The following is a 15614-nucleotide window of genomic DNA, read 5'->3' on the forward strand; positions in this document are numbered from 1 at the left end:
CACGCACCCCTCAGTGGTCGCACATCGCCTGCTGCGCCAGCGTGCCAGCCGACCGGGCGGGCGGCGCGCAGGCGAGGTACACCATCCGGGTACATCTGCCGCGCTCGCGTCGAGGGGGCCGCTCCCGGGGAGGCCCGGACGGTTCCGGGACGGCCGACGCCGTACCGGCGTGCACACCGGGCGGCCGGCTTCCGCATGCACGGCAGTGGGGGGAGACACGGCCCGGGGACGACGCTTCTGCCCGATGTGGGTATGCCCTGCCGACGGGAGACGCCGACGGGATCCGCCGGCGTTCGGTGCGCCACTGGCCGCAGGGCTCCCGGGTGGCGCGGCGCGGGACGGCAGCGGCCCCGTAACATGAGCCGGTGACCTTCGCCGCGCAGCCGCCGAGCCGCCGCCCCGCCGGGCGCGGTCTCGTGCTGCTGGTGCTGGCCGTGCTGACCGGTGTCCTGGGCATGCACGCCCTGCCGCCCGGCCCTCCTGCGGCGTCACGTGGCGATCACGGTCACACCATGATCGTGCCCCACGCGGAGAGCGGGGCAGCCGTGGTCCGCGCCTGCTCGCACACGACTGGCGGACCGGATCATCTCGATCACGCCGATGGCATGTGTGCGGCCGCGGGTGTCGGGTCCCCATACACCCCGCCCGCGCTGAGCATCGCGTTCGGCGGCCCCTGGGCCGCCGCCGCCCCGACCGGTGGCGCGCCGGAGTCGTCCCTGCGCAGCCGGTCCCCGCCGGACCTTTCCGAGCTGCAGCTTCTACGGATCTAGAGCGGCCCGCACGGCCGCCGCTTCACCCTGTCGCGTTCACGCCCGAGGCGTTCACGCCGGGGGGCGGACCGTGCCAGCGGGTACCTCTCATCCGTCATTCACGCAGGCCCGCACAGGGCGTGCGCAGCAAGGAGTTGCGTCACCATGACCGTCAATCGTCCCCGCTTCCGCCGCATCGCGGCCGTCGTCATCGCCGGAACCGCGGCCGCCGTGCTGGCCGCCTGCGGTGGCAACGGCGACAGCGCGGCGGGGCACAGCGGCCACGACAACACCGCTTCGCCCGCGTCGTCTTCCGCGCCCGCCTCGAAGGGGGACCACAACGCGGCCGACGTCGCCTTCGCCAAGGGCATGATCCCTCACCACCGGCAGGCCGTCGAGATGGCCGAGCTGGCCGCCTCGCGCGCGGCGTCGGCAGAGGTGAAGAAGCTCGCCGCGGACATCAAGAAGGCGCAGGACCCCGAGATCAGGACCTTGTCGGGGTGGCTCACCTCCTGGGGTGAGCAGGTTCCCGCCGAGGGCGCCATGGACCACTCCGGGCACGGTGGGAGCGGGATGATGTCCATGGCGGAGATGGAACAGCTGAAGAGTGCCTCGGGCAAGGCGTTCGACACCGCCTTCATGGAGATGATGATCAAGCATCACGAGGGCGCGGTGGCCATGGCCAGGACGGCGAAGGCGGAGGGCGCCTTCCCCGAGGCCAAGAAGATGACGGACGCGATCATCACCTCGCAGTCCGCTGAGATCGAGCAGATGAACAAGCTCCTCGGCAAGGGCTGACCCGTCCGACGGCCGGCGCGGGGGGGCACACGCGCCCCCGCGCCGGCCGTCCGCGCAGAACCCTTCCCTCCCCTCCCTGGCGGCCTTCGCGCCTCTTCCCGTCCCGCCCCGTCCCGGGTGTCTTGCGTGTCAGCGGCGCCGCAGTCCACCGGGTGGGCCGGCCACCACCGGACGACGAGGGTTGCACCGCCGGCGGCCGAACCAGGTGGGCGGAACACCACTCGCGAAATACCCCCCTGGGGTATAAGGTTCGTAGTGTGGGAACGTGGACAGCGGGCCCCGCGCAGGACGGAATGGGGATGAGAGTCATGGAGCACAGCACGCACCACCACACCGCGGCGCACGACCATGCCGCCCACGAGGGCCACGGCCCGCACGCCGGCAGCCACCACGGTGGAGCGTCGTGGGGGACGGCGGCGAAGGCGACCCTGCACTGCCTGACCGGGTGCGCCATCGGCGAGATCCTCGGCATGGTCATCGGCACGGCGCTGATGTGGGGCAACGTCGAGACCATGGTCCTGGCGATCAGCCTGGCGTTCCTTTTCGGCTACTCGTTCACCCTGTTCGCCGTCGTACGCGCCGGGGTGACCCTCAAGACCGCGATCAAGGTGGCGCTGGCCGCCGACACCATCTCCATCGCCGTGATGGAACTGGTCGACAACGCCATCATCGCCCTCACCCCGGGCGCCATGGACGCCCACCTCGCCGACGGACTGTTCTGGGGCGCGCTGCTGGGAGGCTTCGGCGTCGCGTTCCTGATCACCACACCGGTCAACAAATGGATGATCGGCCGCGGCAAGGGCCACGCCGTCGTGCACGCCTACCACTGACCCGGCCGGCCGAACACGGTCCGGAGGCGCCTTCCCGAAGGAGGCGCCTGGACCTGTTTGCGGCCCTCTCGCCCTGGCACCCGGCAGGAAAGGGGTCGAACAGGCGCGGCCGCCCGGGTCCGCCGGCCCCGTGCCACAGGAGGCGAAAAGCAATGACCAGCGTGAAGGACATGATCGCCACGTACCCCGCCGACCTGGGCAACATCGATCAGGCGAAGCTCACCCGCTGTATCGAGGCATGCATCGCCTGCGCCCAGGCATGTACTGCCTGTGCCGATGCGTGCCTGTCCGAAGGCATGGTCGGCGACCTGACCAAGTGCATCCGCACCGACATGGACTGCGCCGACATCTGCAGCGCCACCGCCGCCGTCCTGTCGCGCCACACCGGTTACGACGCCAACATCACTCGGGCCATCGTCCAGGCCTGCGCGACGGCCTGCAAGGCGTGCGCCGACGAATGCGCCTCGCACGCCGACATGCATGAACACTGCCGACTGTGCTCCGAAGCGTGCCGTTCCTGCGAACATGCCTGCCACGAACTGCTCCAGGCGCTGGGCTGACCCGACCGAGGCGATCGACAGCCGGTGCGACACCTGTGCGGGACCGCCCGCGGCAGCGGTCCGGCGTATGGGGATCACCCGACGCCTCGCTGTGACCGGCGGGGAGAGCCGCGACGTCATCGGCGGCGACCCCGGCGTCCACCGGACGACGCCGTCCCAGGCCCACCGGGGTAACGGGGCGCCGCATGCACGAACGGCAGGGGGCTGAGCGGCCGTCGCGCACCTGGCGGCCATGTGCGTGAGCGGTGCTCATCGGTGCGCCGGGCCGGGCCGGTTCACTGACAGAAGATGTCAGTGAACCTCCGGACACTGGTGCCATGATCCTCAGTCCCCACGCACGCCGGGCCGAACGGCTGCTCGTGCCCGCCGCCTTCGCCACCGCCCTCGGGAACAACGTCCAGCTCATCGTCGGCGCGCTGCTCATGATCAGGGAGCAGCGGACCATGATGGCCGTCGGCTGGCTCTTCATCGCCGTGGCCGGTCCGCAGGCGCTGCTGTCGCCGCTCTTCGGACGACTGGCGGACCGCCTCGACCGGCGGGCCTTGTGGGTCGGTTGCGATGCCGTCAGCGCGGTGCTGGCCCTCGCGTTGCCGGTGTGGCTGGTTTGCGGAGGCGCTCAAGGGCCCGGGATCTACACCACCAATTTCGCGCTTGCCATGGTCAGCGCACTGTTCGTCCCGGCCAGCTCCGCACTGATAAAGGAGCGCATTCCGGCGGATCGGCTGCGGCGGTTCAATGCCCGCTACGAGATGGGGACGCAGGCCGGAATGCTGCTGTCGGCCACGGTCGGCGGGCTGACCGTCCAGACCTTCGGGGCCGTACCGCTGCTGGTGTTCAACGCCGCGACCTTCGTCGTCTCGGCGCTCTGCGTCGCCGCGGTGGGGCGCCGCCAGGACCAGGCGCCGACAGCCACCGTCACCGTCACCCCGAAGCCGACGCCGGTCGCGGCCGCCGGGCAGGAGCCGCCGCGGCTGAGCCGCTTCGTCCTCCTCTACGCCCAGGGAAGTGTGGTCGTCACGGTCTTCAACGCGCTGCTGCCCACGGCCGTGATCGGCGAACTCCACTTGGGGGCGGCGACGTTCGGTGTCGTGGACGCCCTCGGTGGCCTCGGCTTCCTGGCGGCCACGGGGGCCTACCAGTTCGTCAGCAAGCGGCATCCGGACCTTCGCATCGCCGTCGTGGGCTTTCTGCTCTGCAGCGTCGCGCTGGTGGTGCAGAGCCAGTTCGGGGTCGCCGGCTATCTCATCGGGGTTCCGCTGGGTGCCTTCGTCTTCGGGCAGGCCAGGATCGCCTCCCGGACCATGCTGATGTCATCCGCCGACGAGGCCGCCGTCGGCAGGGCTTTCGGGCTGGCGAACGGCGGCGGACTGGCGGCCACCGTCGGAGTGATGCTCCTGGTGGCGACGGTCACCGACCACACGGACACCCGCTACGGCTTCGGAGTCCTCGCCGCCCTTTCGCTGCTGGCGACCGTTTCCGCCGGACTGCTGCTGAGGGCACCGGGTTCCGTCGGCGCCGTCTGCACGACCGGGTCGACCGACTCCGGCGGAACCGCCGACGTCGCCCCGTCGCCCGCGATCGGCCCTCTCGAGGGCTCGACGGGCCGGACCGGTGCACCGTCCAGGTCCCCCGGCAACGCTGTGGGCGTCGCCGAGGCCCAAGTGAAGACCTGAGGCCGCAATCTGGCGGAGGAGCAGGCGTCGAGGCAGGCCCGTCCGGTGGCCGGCCGGCCCTGAAGCCGTCGGGAGACGAACCGGAGGAATCACGGTCAACTCGCCATGGAACCCGCCGAGCCGGGCGGCGGCGAAGCCGCGTCCTGGTAATTGGTGTGAAGGGTCTGTGAACGCACTGTTAGTGTGATCGAAATTTCCCCTTGTCTCGTGAGGACGCCGCATGACCATGCCCACCCCCGGCCCACAGCAGTCCCCGTGGCCGACGCCGGGCGGCTATCCGATGCCGCCGATGCCGCCGGCGCAACCCCGCAACGGCCTCGGCATCACCGCTCTGGTGGTGGGCATCGTCGGTGTGGTCTTCGGCGTCTTCCCGCCCACCTTCTGGCTGGGCGGCCTCCTCGGTGTACTGGGTCTGATATTCGGCATCATCGGTCTGGGCCGCGCCCGCAAGGGCGAGGCGACGAACAGCGGGATGGCGCTCACCGGCATCATCACCGGAAGCGTCGCGATCCTCGCGGCCGTCGCCTGGGTGATCGCGCTCTTCTTCCTGGTGAGCGAGGCGGTGGACAAGGCGAAGAACCTCCCCTCGGTGCCTTCCGCCTCGGCGGATCCCGGTGCGGGCAGCACCGGTGGTTCCGGCGACTCCGGAGCCGCCGAGCCGGACAAGGCCACTGAGCCGCTGGCTCTCGGTGCGTCCCTCCAGTACGACGACGGCGTGGTGATCACGGTCGGCAAGCCCGGCTCGTACGACCCGGACCAGTTCGCCTACGGGCACAAGAAGGGCAATGTCGCGATCCAGCTGAAGATCTCGATCAAGAACGGTGGCAAGAAGGACCTCGCCATCGGCACCGCCCTGCCGACGGTGAAGGACGCCAAGGGCCGGGAGATCGAGATGATCTTCGACGGCAGCAACGCGACCAACCCCTTCGAGGGCACGCTGCTGCCCGGCAAGCAGGCCGAGGCCACCTTCGCCTTCTCGGTTCCGTCCGACGCCGCGAACGAGATCCAGCTGGAGGTCTCGCCCTCCGTCCTCGAGTACGACGACGGCATCTGGACGGGCCCCGCCAAGTAAGTCCGTTCTCGCGAGCCCTCGCTGTGGAGGACCCGGCTCCGCGGTCGTGACTTCGTCAAGGCGGCCCGTGACAGGCGGCGTCGCGAACCCCGGCGAGGCGGCCGGGCCCCCGGGGACGGTGCGCGGTCAGGCGGATCATCCTGCCTGACCGCGCCGGGCCCTTCCTCCACGTGTTCGTCCGAGGGCACGGGGCCGCATCTCAGACCTTTGGGGCAGGATGGCGCCATGGCACAGCAGATCTCGCCCCCGTCGGAGTCCTGGCGCCGGATCGACGCCTGGCTGGCGGCCCACGTGGCCTCGGACTTCACGCTGCTCAATCCGCCGGCGCCACCCGACGAGATCCGGGAGGCGGAACGGGTTCTCGGCACCCGGCTGCCGGGGGAGCTCGCCGAGTCCCTGCGCTGCCACAACGGCGTGAGCACCTGGGCGACTCTGCTCCCGGAGCAGTCCCCTCTTGCCGCGAGCGGCCTCGTGGAACACTGGCGGACCCGCATGGACGTCGCGGCGGAGAACGACGGCCTGGTTCCTCGCCCCTGGGACGACGAGCCCTGGTGGCATCCCCTCTGGATTCCCTGGGCCGAGAGCGCCGACGGCGCGGCGCAGGTGATCGACCAGCGTCCCGGCCCGGACGCGGGCCGCCTCGGCTGGGCCGGTCACAGCGGTGGCGGCGACTTCACCGATTCCTGGCCAGATCTGGCGAGTTTTCTTTACGCGGTCGCGCAGGCGCTTCACGCGGGTGGAGACGTCAGCGGGCTGCGCCCCTACCTCACCGCGCAAGGTGGGTTGTGGTGGGACGAGGACGGCTGCGAGGAACTCGACGGTCATCCGCTGAGGAGGGCCCCGATCGGGCTGCCCTGAAGGAGCGCGTCTCGGCCACCCGCCGGCGCCGCGGGGCGGGAGCATCATCTTCAGGGCAGGAGCATCATCACGGCGAGGGTGTAGACACCCTCGGAGAGCACGGTGGTGTACGCCTCGTACCGCCTGACGCCCTTCTGACGGCCGTTCAACGGGTGCATCGTGCGCTGGACTCCGCAGAAGGTGCCGGCGACGGCGAACGCGAGGCCCGTGCCGACCAGCAGGTACACGCTCGTCGCCGTAGGGGTGGCGTGGACGCCGGCCAGTCGCAGAGCGAGCCCGACGGCGGGGGCCACGCTGCCGATGAGGGCGACTCGTCCGGTCTGCCGGTAGGCGACTTGGCGTGAGGAGATCCACTGGCGTGTCTGCCATTCCCTGCGCGCCTTCGGGTCGGCCGGTCCGGGATGCCAGCTGTCGCCGACGGCGAACGCCGTGAAGTACGTACCGGCGAGCCCGCCGACGCCCGCGATGACGACGAACAGAGTCCGCTGCGCCGGGAGGTGGATGGCGGCGAGCACCGCGAACGCCGACAGCACCGACACCAGCGAGACGACCACGGGCACCGCCACGAACATCACGGCTGCGGGCAGGTTGGCCGTCTCGTCGACCTCGGCGCCGATGGCCGCCAGTGCGACGGAACCGGTCAGGCTGCCCAGCATGGCGACGACCAGGAGCCCTGCCGCCAGGCTGACCAGCGTGCTGTCGCCCGACTTGGCGGTGGTGAACAGGACGATGGTCGCCGGGACGGACAGCGCGCCGAAGGCGCCCACGATCGGAGCGTACGCCGCCGCGCCCCGACGTACGTCGTAGTGGCCCTCGACGACCGGCCCGGTGCGGTGCTGTGGCATGGCGCGACGCTAATGCCTCCGGAGGACCCCCTGGGCCGGTTTCTCGCAGTCGGTTACAGAACCGTGCGGTTCCCCTTCACGCGCCGGAGCCCGAAGGGGCCACTTCTCAAGGCCGGCGCGGTCAGGGCCTCAGCACACCGAACTCGTTGCCGTCGGGGTCGGCCATCATGACGCGGCCGGGCTCGCTCTGACCGGCGTCGATGCGCGTGGCCCCGAGGGCGAGCAGACGCTCGACCTCGGCCTGCCAGTCACCGTCGGCAGGCGGGGCGAGGTCGAAACGCAGCCGCTCCCTGCCGGTCTTCGGTATCAGCGGTGGACCGCCCCAGGTGATCTTCGGGCCTCCGTGCGGCGAACGGATCGCGGTCTCCTCGTCCTGATCCCAGACCAGCGGCCACCCCAGCGCCTCGCTCCAGAAGTACCCGACTTTCTGCGAACCGTCGCAGGCCAGCGCACCGATGAAGCCGCAGTCGGCGAGGAACTTGTTGCCCGGCTCGATGACGCAGAACTCATTGCCCTCGGGGTCGGCGAGCACCACATGGCCCTCTTCCGGGCGCTGGCCGATGTCGATGTGCCGTGCGCCGAGGCTCAGGGCCCTGGCCACCTTCTGCTGCTGATCCTCCAGGGAGGTACTCGTCAGATCGAAGTGCATCCGGTTCTGGCCGGCCTTCTGTTCCCGGGTGGGAGAGAAGCGGAGTCGGAATCCGGTGTCATCACTGGGCAGGAGCACGACACCGTCGTGTGGATCGTCGGCCATGTCCCAACCGAGGAAATCGGACCAGAACCGCGCCAGGCGCGGAGGCCGGCTCGCATCGATGCAGAGCGCGAACAGTTGAGAAGTCATGCCGTGTTCATCCCCGATCCGCTGGACTGGCCTCTGCCGACAGAGTGCCGTCAGCGCCGCAGGGAACCCTAGGGGTGAACCGGCGTCACCCGCATCCGAATTTGGAGCATGAGCAGCAGGTCCGGAAGATGGAACTCGTCCCTGATCGGGCGTACGGACAGATGCAAACGGGCGCGGTGACGATTCCCGTGCGGGCGGGCGGTCTACCAAGAGAGGGAAGGGAGATCCGTGATGCCAGGACAGGGACCCGCACAGCACCCCACGACCGAGCTCGACGCGCGCTACAGCTCCGCGCTCAACCCACGCCCGGGTGCGGCGGAGGTCACCGCCACCCCATGGGCCGACGCCCAGCGGCATCTGAGGACAGCTGAGATCTTCTGGGTGTCCACGGTACGGCCCGACGGCCGACTGCACGTCACCCCCGTGATCGCCGCCTGGCACGACGGGGTGCTCTACTTCTCCACCGGCGTGGGAGAGCAGAAGGCGAGGAACCTCGCGCACGACGGGCACTGTGCCCTGACGACCGGGAGCAACTCACTGACTGAAGGACTCGACCTCGTGGTCGAGGGCACGGCGAGACCGGTTACCGATCGGGCAGTGCTGGAGGAAGTGATCGCGGCGTACGAGGCGAAGTACGGGCCGCACATCACGTCGCCCGAGGGCACGTTCCACGGAATCGGCGACGCGATCCGGCAGGGTGACGACGTGGTGTACGGCGTGAGCCCGGACACCGCGTACGGCTTCGGCCGGGACAACGGGGTCTACACCCACACACGGTGGACGTTCTGAGCCCTCACCCCACACGGCTGCGCCGCGTCCCGTGTGTCCATGGCGTGGACGTCGTCGCGGCTTCCGGCAGGGTGCTGGTGGTCCGGGAGACAGGTGCAGGAGCCGACGCCGAACTCGCTCATCGAAGTGTCTTTCCCGCGTCTCCGGTGGAGTCGACGGCGTCGGAAAGAACGAGCCCTTTCCTACGCGTCGCCCGGAGCGCCCGCCCAACTGCTCGGTCGTGTGATTGGCTACGCCGTACGCGTCCCGCGCTCGCGTACTCGGGGCGTGTGATCAGCCGGTCGTCGACGCGGTCGGCCCACCGACGCACACCACGGGGAGCGATCGGACCAGTTCCCGCGATGACTGAGCCGCGTGGCCGGCTCGGGGCACACACCCGTGACCGGCCTGCGAAGGGACTCCTCTTCCGGTACCGCCCTCAGGGGAGCCGGGCCGGCGTCCGTGCCTCGTGCGCGTCAGACGTCTCCGAATTCACCGGTGAGTGCCGACGCGATGCGCAGATGGGGCCTTGCCTCCTCGATACGTCCCTGTCTCTCCAGGGTGCGGCCCAGCATCAGCCGGGCGTAGTGCTCGACCGGATCGCGCTCCACGATGATCCGCAGCTCGGCCTCCGCTCGCCGCAGTTGGGCCGAGTGGTAGTAGGCGCGCGCCAGCAGCAGCCGCGGCCCCGTCTGCGCAGGTGCCTCTTCGACGAGCCCGCCGAGCACCCGTGCCGCGGCCGTGTAGTCCTTGGCGTCGAAGAAGAGCCGCGCCCGTTCCCAGCGCTCCGCCGGTGTCCCGTGCGAGTAGTAGGCGGTGCCGATGGCGTGGTGCGTCGTGTCCACTGATGCCCTCCTCCTCCGACGCCGTCAACGGCGACCGGCGCTCGGATATTCCGTTGATCCACTGGCCGGACGGCCGGACAGTCACGCGGCCGGGCAGTCAGGCGGTCAGGTGGTGAGCGCCGCGAGCTCCGCGTCGGCGCGCTCGGTGACCAGGGCCAGCACGCGGCCGGCGGCGGCCAGGTCCTCGGCGGGTATCCCGCCCCAGACGCGGGCGGCGATGGGGGCGATCTCCGCGCCGGCGGTGGCGATCAGCTCGCGCCCCGCGTCCGTGGCGCGAAGGTGCGGGCCGTCCGCGACGAGCAGCCGCTCGGACGACAGCTCGTCGAGCGCGGCGTGGATGTCGACGGCATCGGCTTTGATGGAGCCGCGGACCCGGGTGACGAGTTCGTCGGGCGTCCGCGGGGCGTCGGCGGTGACGGCGGCGCGCAGAGCGATCTGCTGCTCGAAGGTGATGCCGTGCCGGGCCAGGACGTGCTCCAGGACGCCGCGGGTGGCGTAGTGGGCCAGGCCGAGGGCCCGGGCGTCGGCAATGGGTGGGGTCGTGGCGGATGCGGTGGTGGTCATGGTGTTGCCCCCTGAGTGCTCTCGTCGTTCGGTGCCGATGGGTGCAGAGGTGCGTCGAGCAGGGTGGTCAGTTCGGCGGTGAACGCGCGCGTCCGCGGGGCGTCGAGACCTCCGAGCGGCTCCAGCAACTGCTGGAGCAGGTCCTGGACCACCGCGACGGCCTGCCGTGTGACGGCCTGGCCCCGCTCGGTGAGGGCGAGTTGCACGGCGCGCGGATCGCGGGGATCGCGCGTGCGCTCGATCAGGCCGGCCGACTCCAGGGCGCGCGCCAGCTTCGAGACGTACAGCGCCTCCAGGCCGGTGTGGTCGGCGAGACGGCGCTGACTGGGCCGCTCGCCGGTGCGCTGCATGCCGTACAGCGACGCGACCAACGAGTACTGCGCGTGGGTGAGGCCCAGTGGAGCCACCGCGCGATCGACCGCGACGCGCCATTTGTTGGCGAGCCGCCATACGAGGAAGCCGGGCGTGGGGCCCGTGGAACCCTTGCTCATGTCAAACAGAGTACATAGCTACTATGTCTATGGCTACTGTTTTGACGCTGTGACGGTGGGCACCGGAACCGACTGATACCCCCACTTCAGCGCCGGAGCGGCCTCAGGTGGAAGTCGAGCCGGCCGGGAGCCGCGCGCATGCCGGCGAGTCCCCCCGGGAGCACGGTAGTGATTCCGGCCGGTCAGGCGGGCACGTGGCTGCAGCGCTGCGAGCCGGAGCCACCGGTCTCCGACGGCCGTGTGGCGGTCAGGAGGGCGGCGCTGACCAGCGTGGCGAGCAGGTCGATGTCCGATCCGGTCTCAAGACGGATCGTCACCCACTCGGAGGCGTCCTTCAGCCGCAATGCGCTGGAGCGCAGAAGCGCGGGGCGCAGTTTGCCTATCAACGCCGTCGAGAGGTGCACGTCCGCCTCGGTGGCCGAATGGAAGTGCACGATCTCGCGGGTGCCTGCGCTGAGGGATCGGGGCGTCCCGCAAGAGGCGTGGCCGGGGCTGAGGCCGGGCCAGCAGGCCAGACGGTCATTGGCATGTTCCGCCAAGTTCATGCAGCCATACTGCTCCCGTCACCTCGCGACCGGAAGGACTGAAACTGCCAAGGCTGCCCCAAACTTGAGGGCCGTCCGGTGAGGGCCGCCGAGCCCGGGCCGGCCCAACGCCCGGCCGGCGCCCGCATACGACGCCTGCCACTCCTCGCCGTAGAGACCGAGAGACACGCACGCGGGCGCCCGGTCCCGTCCTCGACGTCGAACGTCGCGCATCGGCGGGCCGCATCCCTCACGGCTGCCGCAGGCGGGCCAACTCCACTTCGACGGCCTCCGCCATGAGAGCGCGCGCACGGTCGACGGAGAGGCCGCCGCTGAGCCGGCGCATGCTCAGGCCTTCGAGCAGGGCCGTGAGTCGTTCGGCCGCCGCGGAGAGCGCCGCCGCCGACGCCGACGGCCGCACCTGCCCCAGAAGCGCGGCCACCTCCCGCACCCACACCAGGGTCGCCCGGGCGAGGTCTTCACGCAGGACGGAGTCGAAGGCGGCGCTCGCCCGCAATTCGCCCCGGGCCGCGCTGTTCTCCCGTACCTCCGCGGTGTCCTGGAGTTCCAGCAGAAGGATCTGGTCGAGCTCCTCACGGGGGCCGAGTGGTTCCGCGTCCGGGTCCCGGGCCGTGGTGTACCGCTCGGCACGGTCGTTGATGAGTTCCAGCGTGTGGCGAAGGATCCCGGAGCGGTCCTTGAAGTGGTAGTAGATCAGGCCGGTGGAGACACCGGCCTCCTCCGCCAGCTCCTCCACACGGAGCCCGCGGACCCCGCGCCGGGCGATCACCCGGGCGGCCGCTTCCAGGATCCGCGTACTGCGGGACGCCATGCCACGACCCTATCCGCCCTGCCGGACCCCTTCTGCCAGCGGCAGAACACCGGCCCGACCGGGCCCGGCGATCACTACAGTCCAGGCTCATGACGACGATCACAACGCGCACGGTGGAATACACGGCCGACGGCCTGACGATGATCGGGCACCTCGCGCTCCCGGCCGGTGTCGACCGCCGGCCCGCGGTCCTGGTCGGTCCTGAGGGGATGGGGCTCAGCGACGTCGAGCGCCGCCGGGCCGATGCACTCGCCGAGCTGGGATACGTGGCACTGGCCTTCGACCTCCACGGCGGGCGCTATTTGGGCGACCCTGAGGAGATGCTTGCCCGTTGCATGCCGCTGCTCGCCGACCCCGACCGGATGCGAGGCATCGGCCACGCGGCGCTCGACGTGCTCCGCGTCGAGCCGCGGACCGACCCCGACCGGATCGCCGCCGTCGGCTACGGCACCGGGGGCGCAATCGCGCTGGAACTCGGGCGCGACGGCGTCGACCTGCGCGCGATCGCGACAGTCAACGCACTGACCACGGGCCGACCGGGCGAGACGGCGCGCATCCGCTGCCCAGTATGGGCCGGGGTCGGGTCGGAAGACCCGATCATGCCGCCCGCGCAACGGGACGCGTTCACCACCGAGATGCAGGCCGCGGGCGTCGACTGGCGCCTCGTGGTCTACGGCGGCGCCTTACACGCCTTCCACCACCCACCGGTCGACCACACCGTGGTCCCCGGCGTCGGCTACCACCCACGGCACGCGCAGCGAGCGTGGCGTGACGTCGTCGGCCTGCTCGCCGAGTGCCTGCCCATCAGGCTCTCGAAGAACAACATCAGGAAGCCACCGCCTCGGTCCACGACACCTGTCGCTCACCCAACGACCGCGGGCACACGCGCCTGAGCTGCACGATCTTCAGGAACACTTCCCGGGGCGGACGATGGTGCAGTTGCCGATCGACGCCGTGGCCTCCGGCGGCGGGGGCAGCCACTGTGCCACCCGCGACCAGCCCGGCGAGCCGGACGCCTGACCCTGCGCGGGCCGCACCCGGGCGTTGCGGGCCAGTCGGACGAGACGCACGTCACAGCCTTCCATGTCACACCTCGCTGATCCGCGCCGTCATAGGTGTGTAACCGACCGGCCGAACAGCATCGGAGCACATCATGGAAGCACGCCTGAACCCCTTCACCAACCCGGTCCTGGGCAAGGTCTTCAAGCACATCGTCGCCGCGGGCAAGGCGCTCGCGGACTCCACTCTGCCGGCCTCGACCCAGGAACTGGTGAAGCTCCGCGCCAGCCAGATCAACGGCTGCGGCTTCTGCACCGACATGCACTTCAAGGACGCCGTGCACGCCGGCGAGTCCGCCGAGCGCCTCAATCTCGTCGCGGCCTGGCGAGAGGCCACGGTGTTCACCGAGGCCGAGCGCGCGGCGTTGGAGCTCACGGAGGAGGCCACCCGCATCGCCGACGCGGCCGGTGGCGTCCCTGACGAGGTCTGGGCGAACGCCGCCAAGCACTACGACGAGGACCAGCTCGGCGCCCTGGTCGGTGTGATCACCGTCATCAACGCCTTCAACCGCGGGAACGTCATGCTCCGGATGCCCGCCGGCGACTACCAGCCGGGCCAGTTCGGGTAAGCACGACGGAGGGTGAACGGGTTCGCCCCGGGCCCGTTCACCCTCGGCGCGCGGTGCCGTCCAGGATCTGCTCCCGGAGGATGTCGGCGTGGCCGCAATGCTGGGCCAGTTCACGCAGCACATGGAGGTAGACCCAACGCAGCGGCAGTGGGCCCCGGCGGTTGCCTCGTACGACATCGTCCAGGGTCAGCTCCGCCGTCGCCCGACGAGACGCCGCGCATGCCTCCTGGTACGCCCGCCGGACCGAGGCGATCGTGTCACCGTCATCGAGATCGAACGACTCGTCAGGCGTCTCGGGAATGCCGATCTCGGCACGGGTGCGGCAGGTGATCGCCTCGTCGAACCAGACGCGTTCGACAACAGTGGCGTGCTTGACCAGACCGAGCAGCGTTGTCTTGGATGCCACGAGGGATAGGCGCGCCTGCTCCTCGGTCAGCCCGTTCAAGCTGTCGTACAGCAGGGACCGGTGCTCGTCGACAAACGCTTCGAACTGGTCCCGGAGCACTGCGTGGAAGACGGTGGGGTCCATAGGGGACAAGAAAACCATGGCCGCAACCATAGGTCATCCGGACAGCATGCCGAGGCCCCGTCACCGCCCCCGTCCATCGCGCTCGCCTAGGACCCCTCGACTTCCCCCCTGCGTTGCTCTCGACGAATCAGCCCCGAGCAGCGGGCTGTTCGACGGGACCCCCCTTGTGCGGTGCCCCGATGTAGCCCCGAGGGCCGCCGGGCAGCGCCGCGACGCACGCGGCGGAGCAGGCATTGACCAGCAGGGGCAGAACGTCCGTTGCCACGGGCAGCGAGATCCACACCTGATGGAGCCCGGCCTGCGCGATCGAACGCGCGCAGACACTGCAACCGCGCATGGCCGTCGAACCCCAGCGGCGGGGATCCAGGTAGTCGAGATCGAGGTCCCCGACGCGGTCCAGGGACGGTTGAAGCCTCGGGAAGGGCACTCGCAGCTTGTGGTTGCCGAACAACGCGCGGGTGCTCACCGTACTGGCGGTCAGCTTCGAGCAGCGGGTGATCTCGTAGGGATAACAGTGCAGTCGGTAGGAGGTGTACGGGGTGAACTCCTCGAGGCCGGCCATGGCCCCGATCTCGGGTGGGATGCGCACCAGGTTGCTTCCGTAGAGCACGAGGTGTCTGACCGCTGTCAGCCGGGCGATGCTCGGCGGCAGGGTGACGATCTGCCTTCTCTCTTCCGGGCTGAGTCCGGTCAGAGGCCGGAACTCTTCACGTCCGTCCGCGGCGGCTTCGTCGACCAGCTCCAGCAGGCGCCGCCAGCCGGGTGCGGAGGTGTCCTGGCGTTCGGTGTGGAAGCCCACGCGGGCCCGCGGGTGCACCCTGGTCTGATCGAAGCACGAGCAGATGTCCCGGTCGCCGACCTGGCGCCGGATCTGCCGTGTCGCCCCATCGGTTGACGTAGGGCCTCGGCTCCCCCTCGTTCCTCATGGCGCCACCATACGCAGGTCGCAGGGGCGGTCCGGGTGCATATTGTGGCCCGAGGGCGCAGCACGACGACACCCGCGCGGATCGTGGGACCCCGATCGGGCCAGGAGCCTTCAGCTGCGCCGCGGTCCGACGGATGTCCGGCCGGCCCCCACAGGCGGGCAGTTCTCGTGCTCGGCAGGTCGACTGATCACAACAGCGATGATCACGAGTGGTCAGTGCCCCGTCGATCGACGCACCCCGCTCCTGTGGTGTGCGCGCAGGCGGCCCCTCATGCACGCGCGA

General features: G+C 70.4%; 20 protein-coding genes. 10 read left to right on the top strand and 10 right to left on the bottom strand.

Features of this window, described 5'->3' with window-relative positions:
- The first annotated feature begins 365 nt into the window (after positions 1-365).
- From ACY34K_RS16845 to ACY34K_RS16875, 7 genes are all read left to right on the top strand, one after another.
- On the top strand, positions 366-770 hold the full coding sequence (locus ACY34K_RS16845; protein ID WP_462747706.1) for a DUF6153 family protein: 405 nt from the start codon (positions 366-368) through the stop codon (positions 768-770).
- 144 nt (positions 771-914) lie between these two features.
- Positions 915-1547, top strand: a complete 633-nt coding sequence (locus tag ACY34K_RS16850) for a DUF305 domain-containing protein (RefSeq protein WP_462747709.1) — start codon at positions 915-917, stop codon at positions 1545-1547.
- A gap of 308 nt (positions 1548-1855) precedes the next feature.
- On the top strand, positions 1856-2377 hold the full coding sequence (locus tag ACY34K_RS16855) for a DUF4396 domain-containing protein (protein ID WP_462747711.1): 522 nt from the start codon (positions 1856-1858) through the stop codon (positions 2375-2377).
- 152 nt (positions 2378-2529) lie between these two features.
- Positions 2530-2937, top strand: coding sequence for a four-helix bundle copper-binding protein (locus ACY34K_RS16860; protein WP_462747712.1), 408 nt, complete (start codon positions 2530-2532; stop codon positions 2935-2937).
- Between the two features lie 317 nt (positions 2938-3254).
- Entirely contained in the window at positions 3255-4610 is a 1356-nt protein-coding gene (locus ACY34K_RS16865; RefSeq protein ID WP_462747715.1) for an MFS transporter, read from the top strand.
- Positions 4611-4830: 220 nt separating this feature from the next.
- Positions 4831-5682 carry a DUF4190 domain-containing protein gene (locus ACY34K_RS16870; RefSeq protein WP_462747718.1) on the top strand — a complete coding sequence of 284 codons (852 nt, stop codon included), beginning with the start codon at positions 4831-4833 and terminating at the stop codon, positions 5680-5682.
- 225 nt (positions 5683-5907) lie between these two features.
- Positions 5908-6540 (top strand): SMI1/KNR4 family protein, encoded by a 633-nt coding sequence (locus ACY34K_RS16875; RefSeq protein ID WP_462747721.1) that lies wholly within the window; start codon positions 5908-5910, stop codon positions 6538-6540.
- Positions 6541-6590: 50 nt separating this feature from the next.
- Here ACY34K_RS16875 and ACY34K_RS16880 read toward each other — a convergent pair whose 3' ends face one another.
- Both ACY34K_RS16880 and ACY34K_RS16885 read right to left on the bottom strand, forming a co-directional pair.
- Complete coding sequence (locus ACY34K_RS16880; RefSeq protein WP_462747723.1) at positions 6591-7385, bottom strand: hypothetical protein; 795 nt, start codon at positions 7383-7385, stop codon at positions 6591-6593.
- 121 nt (positions 7386-7506) lie between these two features.
- The gene (locus tag ACY34K_RS16885) at positions 7507-8226 is read right to left on the bottom strand and encodes a VOC family protein (RefSeq protein WP_462747726.1); all 720 of its coding nucleotides are present in this window, start codon (positions 8224-8226) and stop codon (positions 7507-7509) included.
- A 231-nt stretch (positions 8227-8457) separates the two neighbouring features.
- Between ACY34K_RS16885 and ACY34K_RS16890 the strand changes: the two genes are divergently transcribed.
- Positions 8458-9015 carry a pyridoxamine 5'-phosphate oxidase family protein gene (locus tag ACY34K_RS16890; protein WP_462747729.1) on the top strand — a complete coding sequence of 186 codons (558 nt, stop codon included), beginning with the start codon at positions 8458-8460 and terminating at the stop codon, positions 9013-9015.
- 455 nt (positions 9016-9470) lie between these two features.
- On the opposite strand, the gene ACY34K_RS16895 is transcribed toward ACY34K_RS16890, so the two are convergent.
- The 5 genes from ACY34K_RS16895 to ACY34K_RS16915 all read right to left on the bottom strand — a co-directional run bounded on the left by ACY34K_RS16895 (position 9471) and on the right by ACY34K_RS16915 (position 12250).
- Positions 9471-9818 (bottom strand): tetratricopeptide repeat protein, encoded by a 348-nt coding sequence (locus tag ACY34K_RS16895; protein ID WP_462747943.1) that lies wholly within the window; start codon positions 9816-9818, stop codon positions 9471-9473.
- A gap of 126 nt (positions 9819-9944) precedes the next feature.
- Positions 9945-10403, bottom strand: a complete 459-nt coding sequence (locus ACY34K_RS16900; protein WP_462747732.1) for a MarR family transcriptional regulator — start codon at positions 10401-10403, stop codon at positions 9945-9947.
- Complete coding sequence (locus tag ACY34K_RS16905) at positions 10400-10894, bottom strand: MarR family winged helix-turn-helix transcriptional regulator (RefSeq protein ID WP_462747735.1); 495 nt, start codon at positions 10892-10894, stop codon at positions 10400-10402. The genes ACY34K_RS16900 and ACY34K_RS16905 overlap by 4 nt, the downstream gene beginning before the upstream one ends.
- Positions 10895-11076: 182 nt before the next feature.
- Positions 11077-11328, bottom strand: a complete 252-nt coding sequence (locus ACY34K_RS16910; protein WP_462747737.1) for a luciferase domain-containing protein — start codon at positions 11326-11328, stop codon at positions 11077-11079.
- Between the two features lie 340 nt (positions 11329-11668).
- The gene (locus ACY34K_RS16915) at positions 11669-12250 is read right to left on the bottom strand and encodes a TetR/AcrR family transcriptional regulator (protein ID WP_462747739.1); all 582 of its coding nucleotides are present in this window, start codon (positions 12248-12250) and stop codon (positions 11669-11671) included.
- Positions 12251-12339: 89 nt separating this feature from the next.
- Here ACY34K_RS16915 and ACY34K_RS16920 point away from each other — a divergent pair, with 89 nt between their 5' ends.
- Positions 12340-13143, top strand: a complete 804-nt coding sequence (locus tag ACY34K_RS16920; protein WP_462747741.1) for a dienelactone hydrolase family protein — start codon at positions 12340-12342, stop codon at positions 13141-13143.
- 12 nt (positions 13144-13155) lie between these two features.
- Here ACY34K_RS16920 and ACY34K_RS16925 read toward each other — a convergent pair whose 3' ends face one another.
- Positions 13156-13320 carry a hypothetical protein gene (locus ACY34K_RS16925; RefSeq protein ID WP_462747743.1) on the bottom strand — a complete coding sequence of 55 codons (165 nt, stop codon included), beginning with the start codon at positions 13318-13320 and terminating at the stop codon, positions 13156-13158.
- A gap of 83 nt (positions 13321-13403) precedes the next feature.
- Here ACY34K_RS16925 and ACY34K_RS16930 point away from each other — a divergent pair, with 83 nt between their 5' ends.
- Positions 13404-13877, top strand: coding sequence for a carboxymuconolactone decarboxylase family protein (locus ACY34K_RS16930; RefSeq protein ID WP_462747745.1), 474 nt, complete (start codon positions 13404-13406; stop codon positions 13875-13877).
- Positions 13878-13914: 37 nt separating this feature from the next.
- Here the strand turns inward: ACY34K_RS16930 and ACY34K_RS16935 are convergent, their stop codons facing one another.
- Together ACY34K_RS16935 and ACY34K_RS16940 are read right to left on the bottom strand one after the other, a co-directional pair.
- On the bottom strand, positions 13915-14406 hold the full coding sequence (locus tag ACY34K_RS16935; RefSeq protein WP_462747748.1) for a DinB family protein: 492 nt from the start codon (positions 14404-14406) through the stop codon (positions 13915-13917).
- 127 nt (positions 14407-14533) lie between these two features.
- Positions 14534-15223, bottom strand: coding sequence for a leucine-rich repeat domain-containing protein (locus ACY34K_RS16940; RefSeq protein ID WP_462747750.1), 690 nt, complete (start codon positions 15221-15223; stop codon positions 14534-14536).
- Between the last annotated feature and the right edge of the window lie 391 nt (positions 15224-15614).

It is taken from the genome of Streptomyces sp. STAM6, assembly GCF_054963715.1.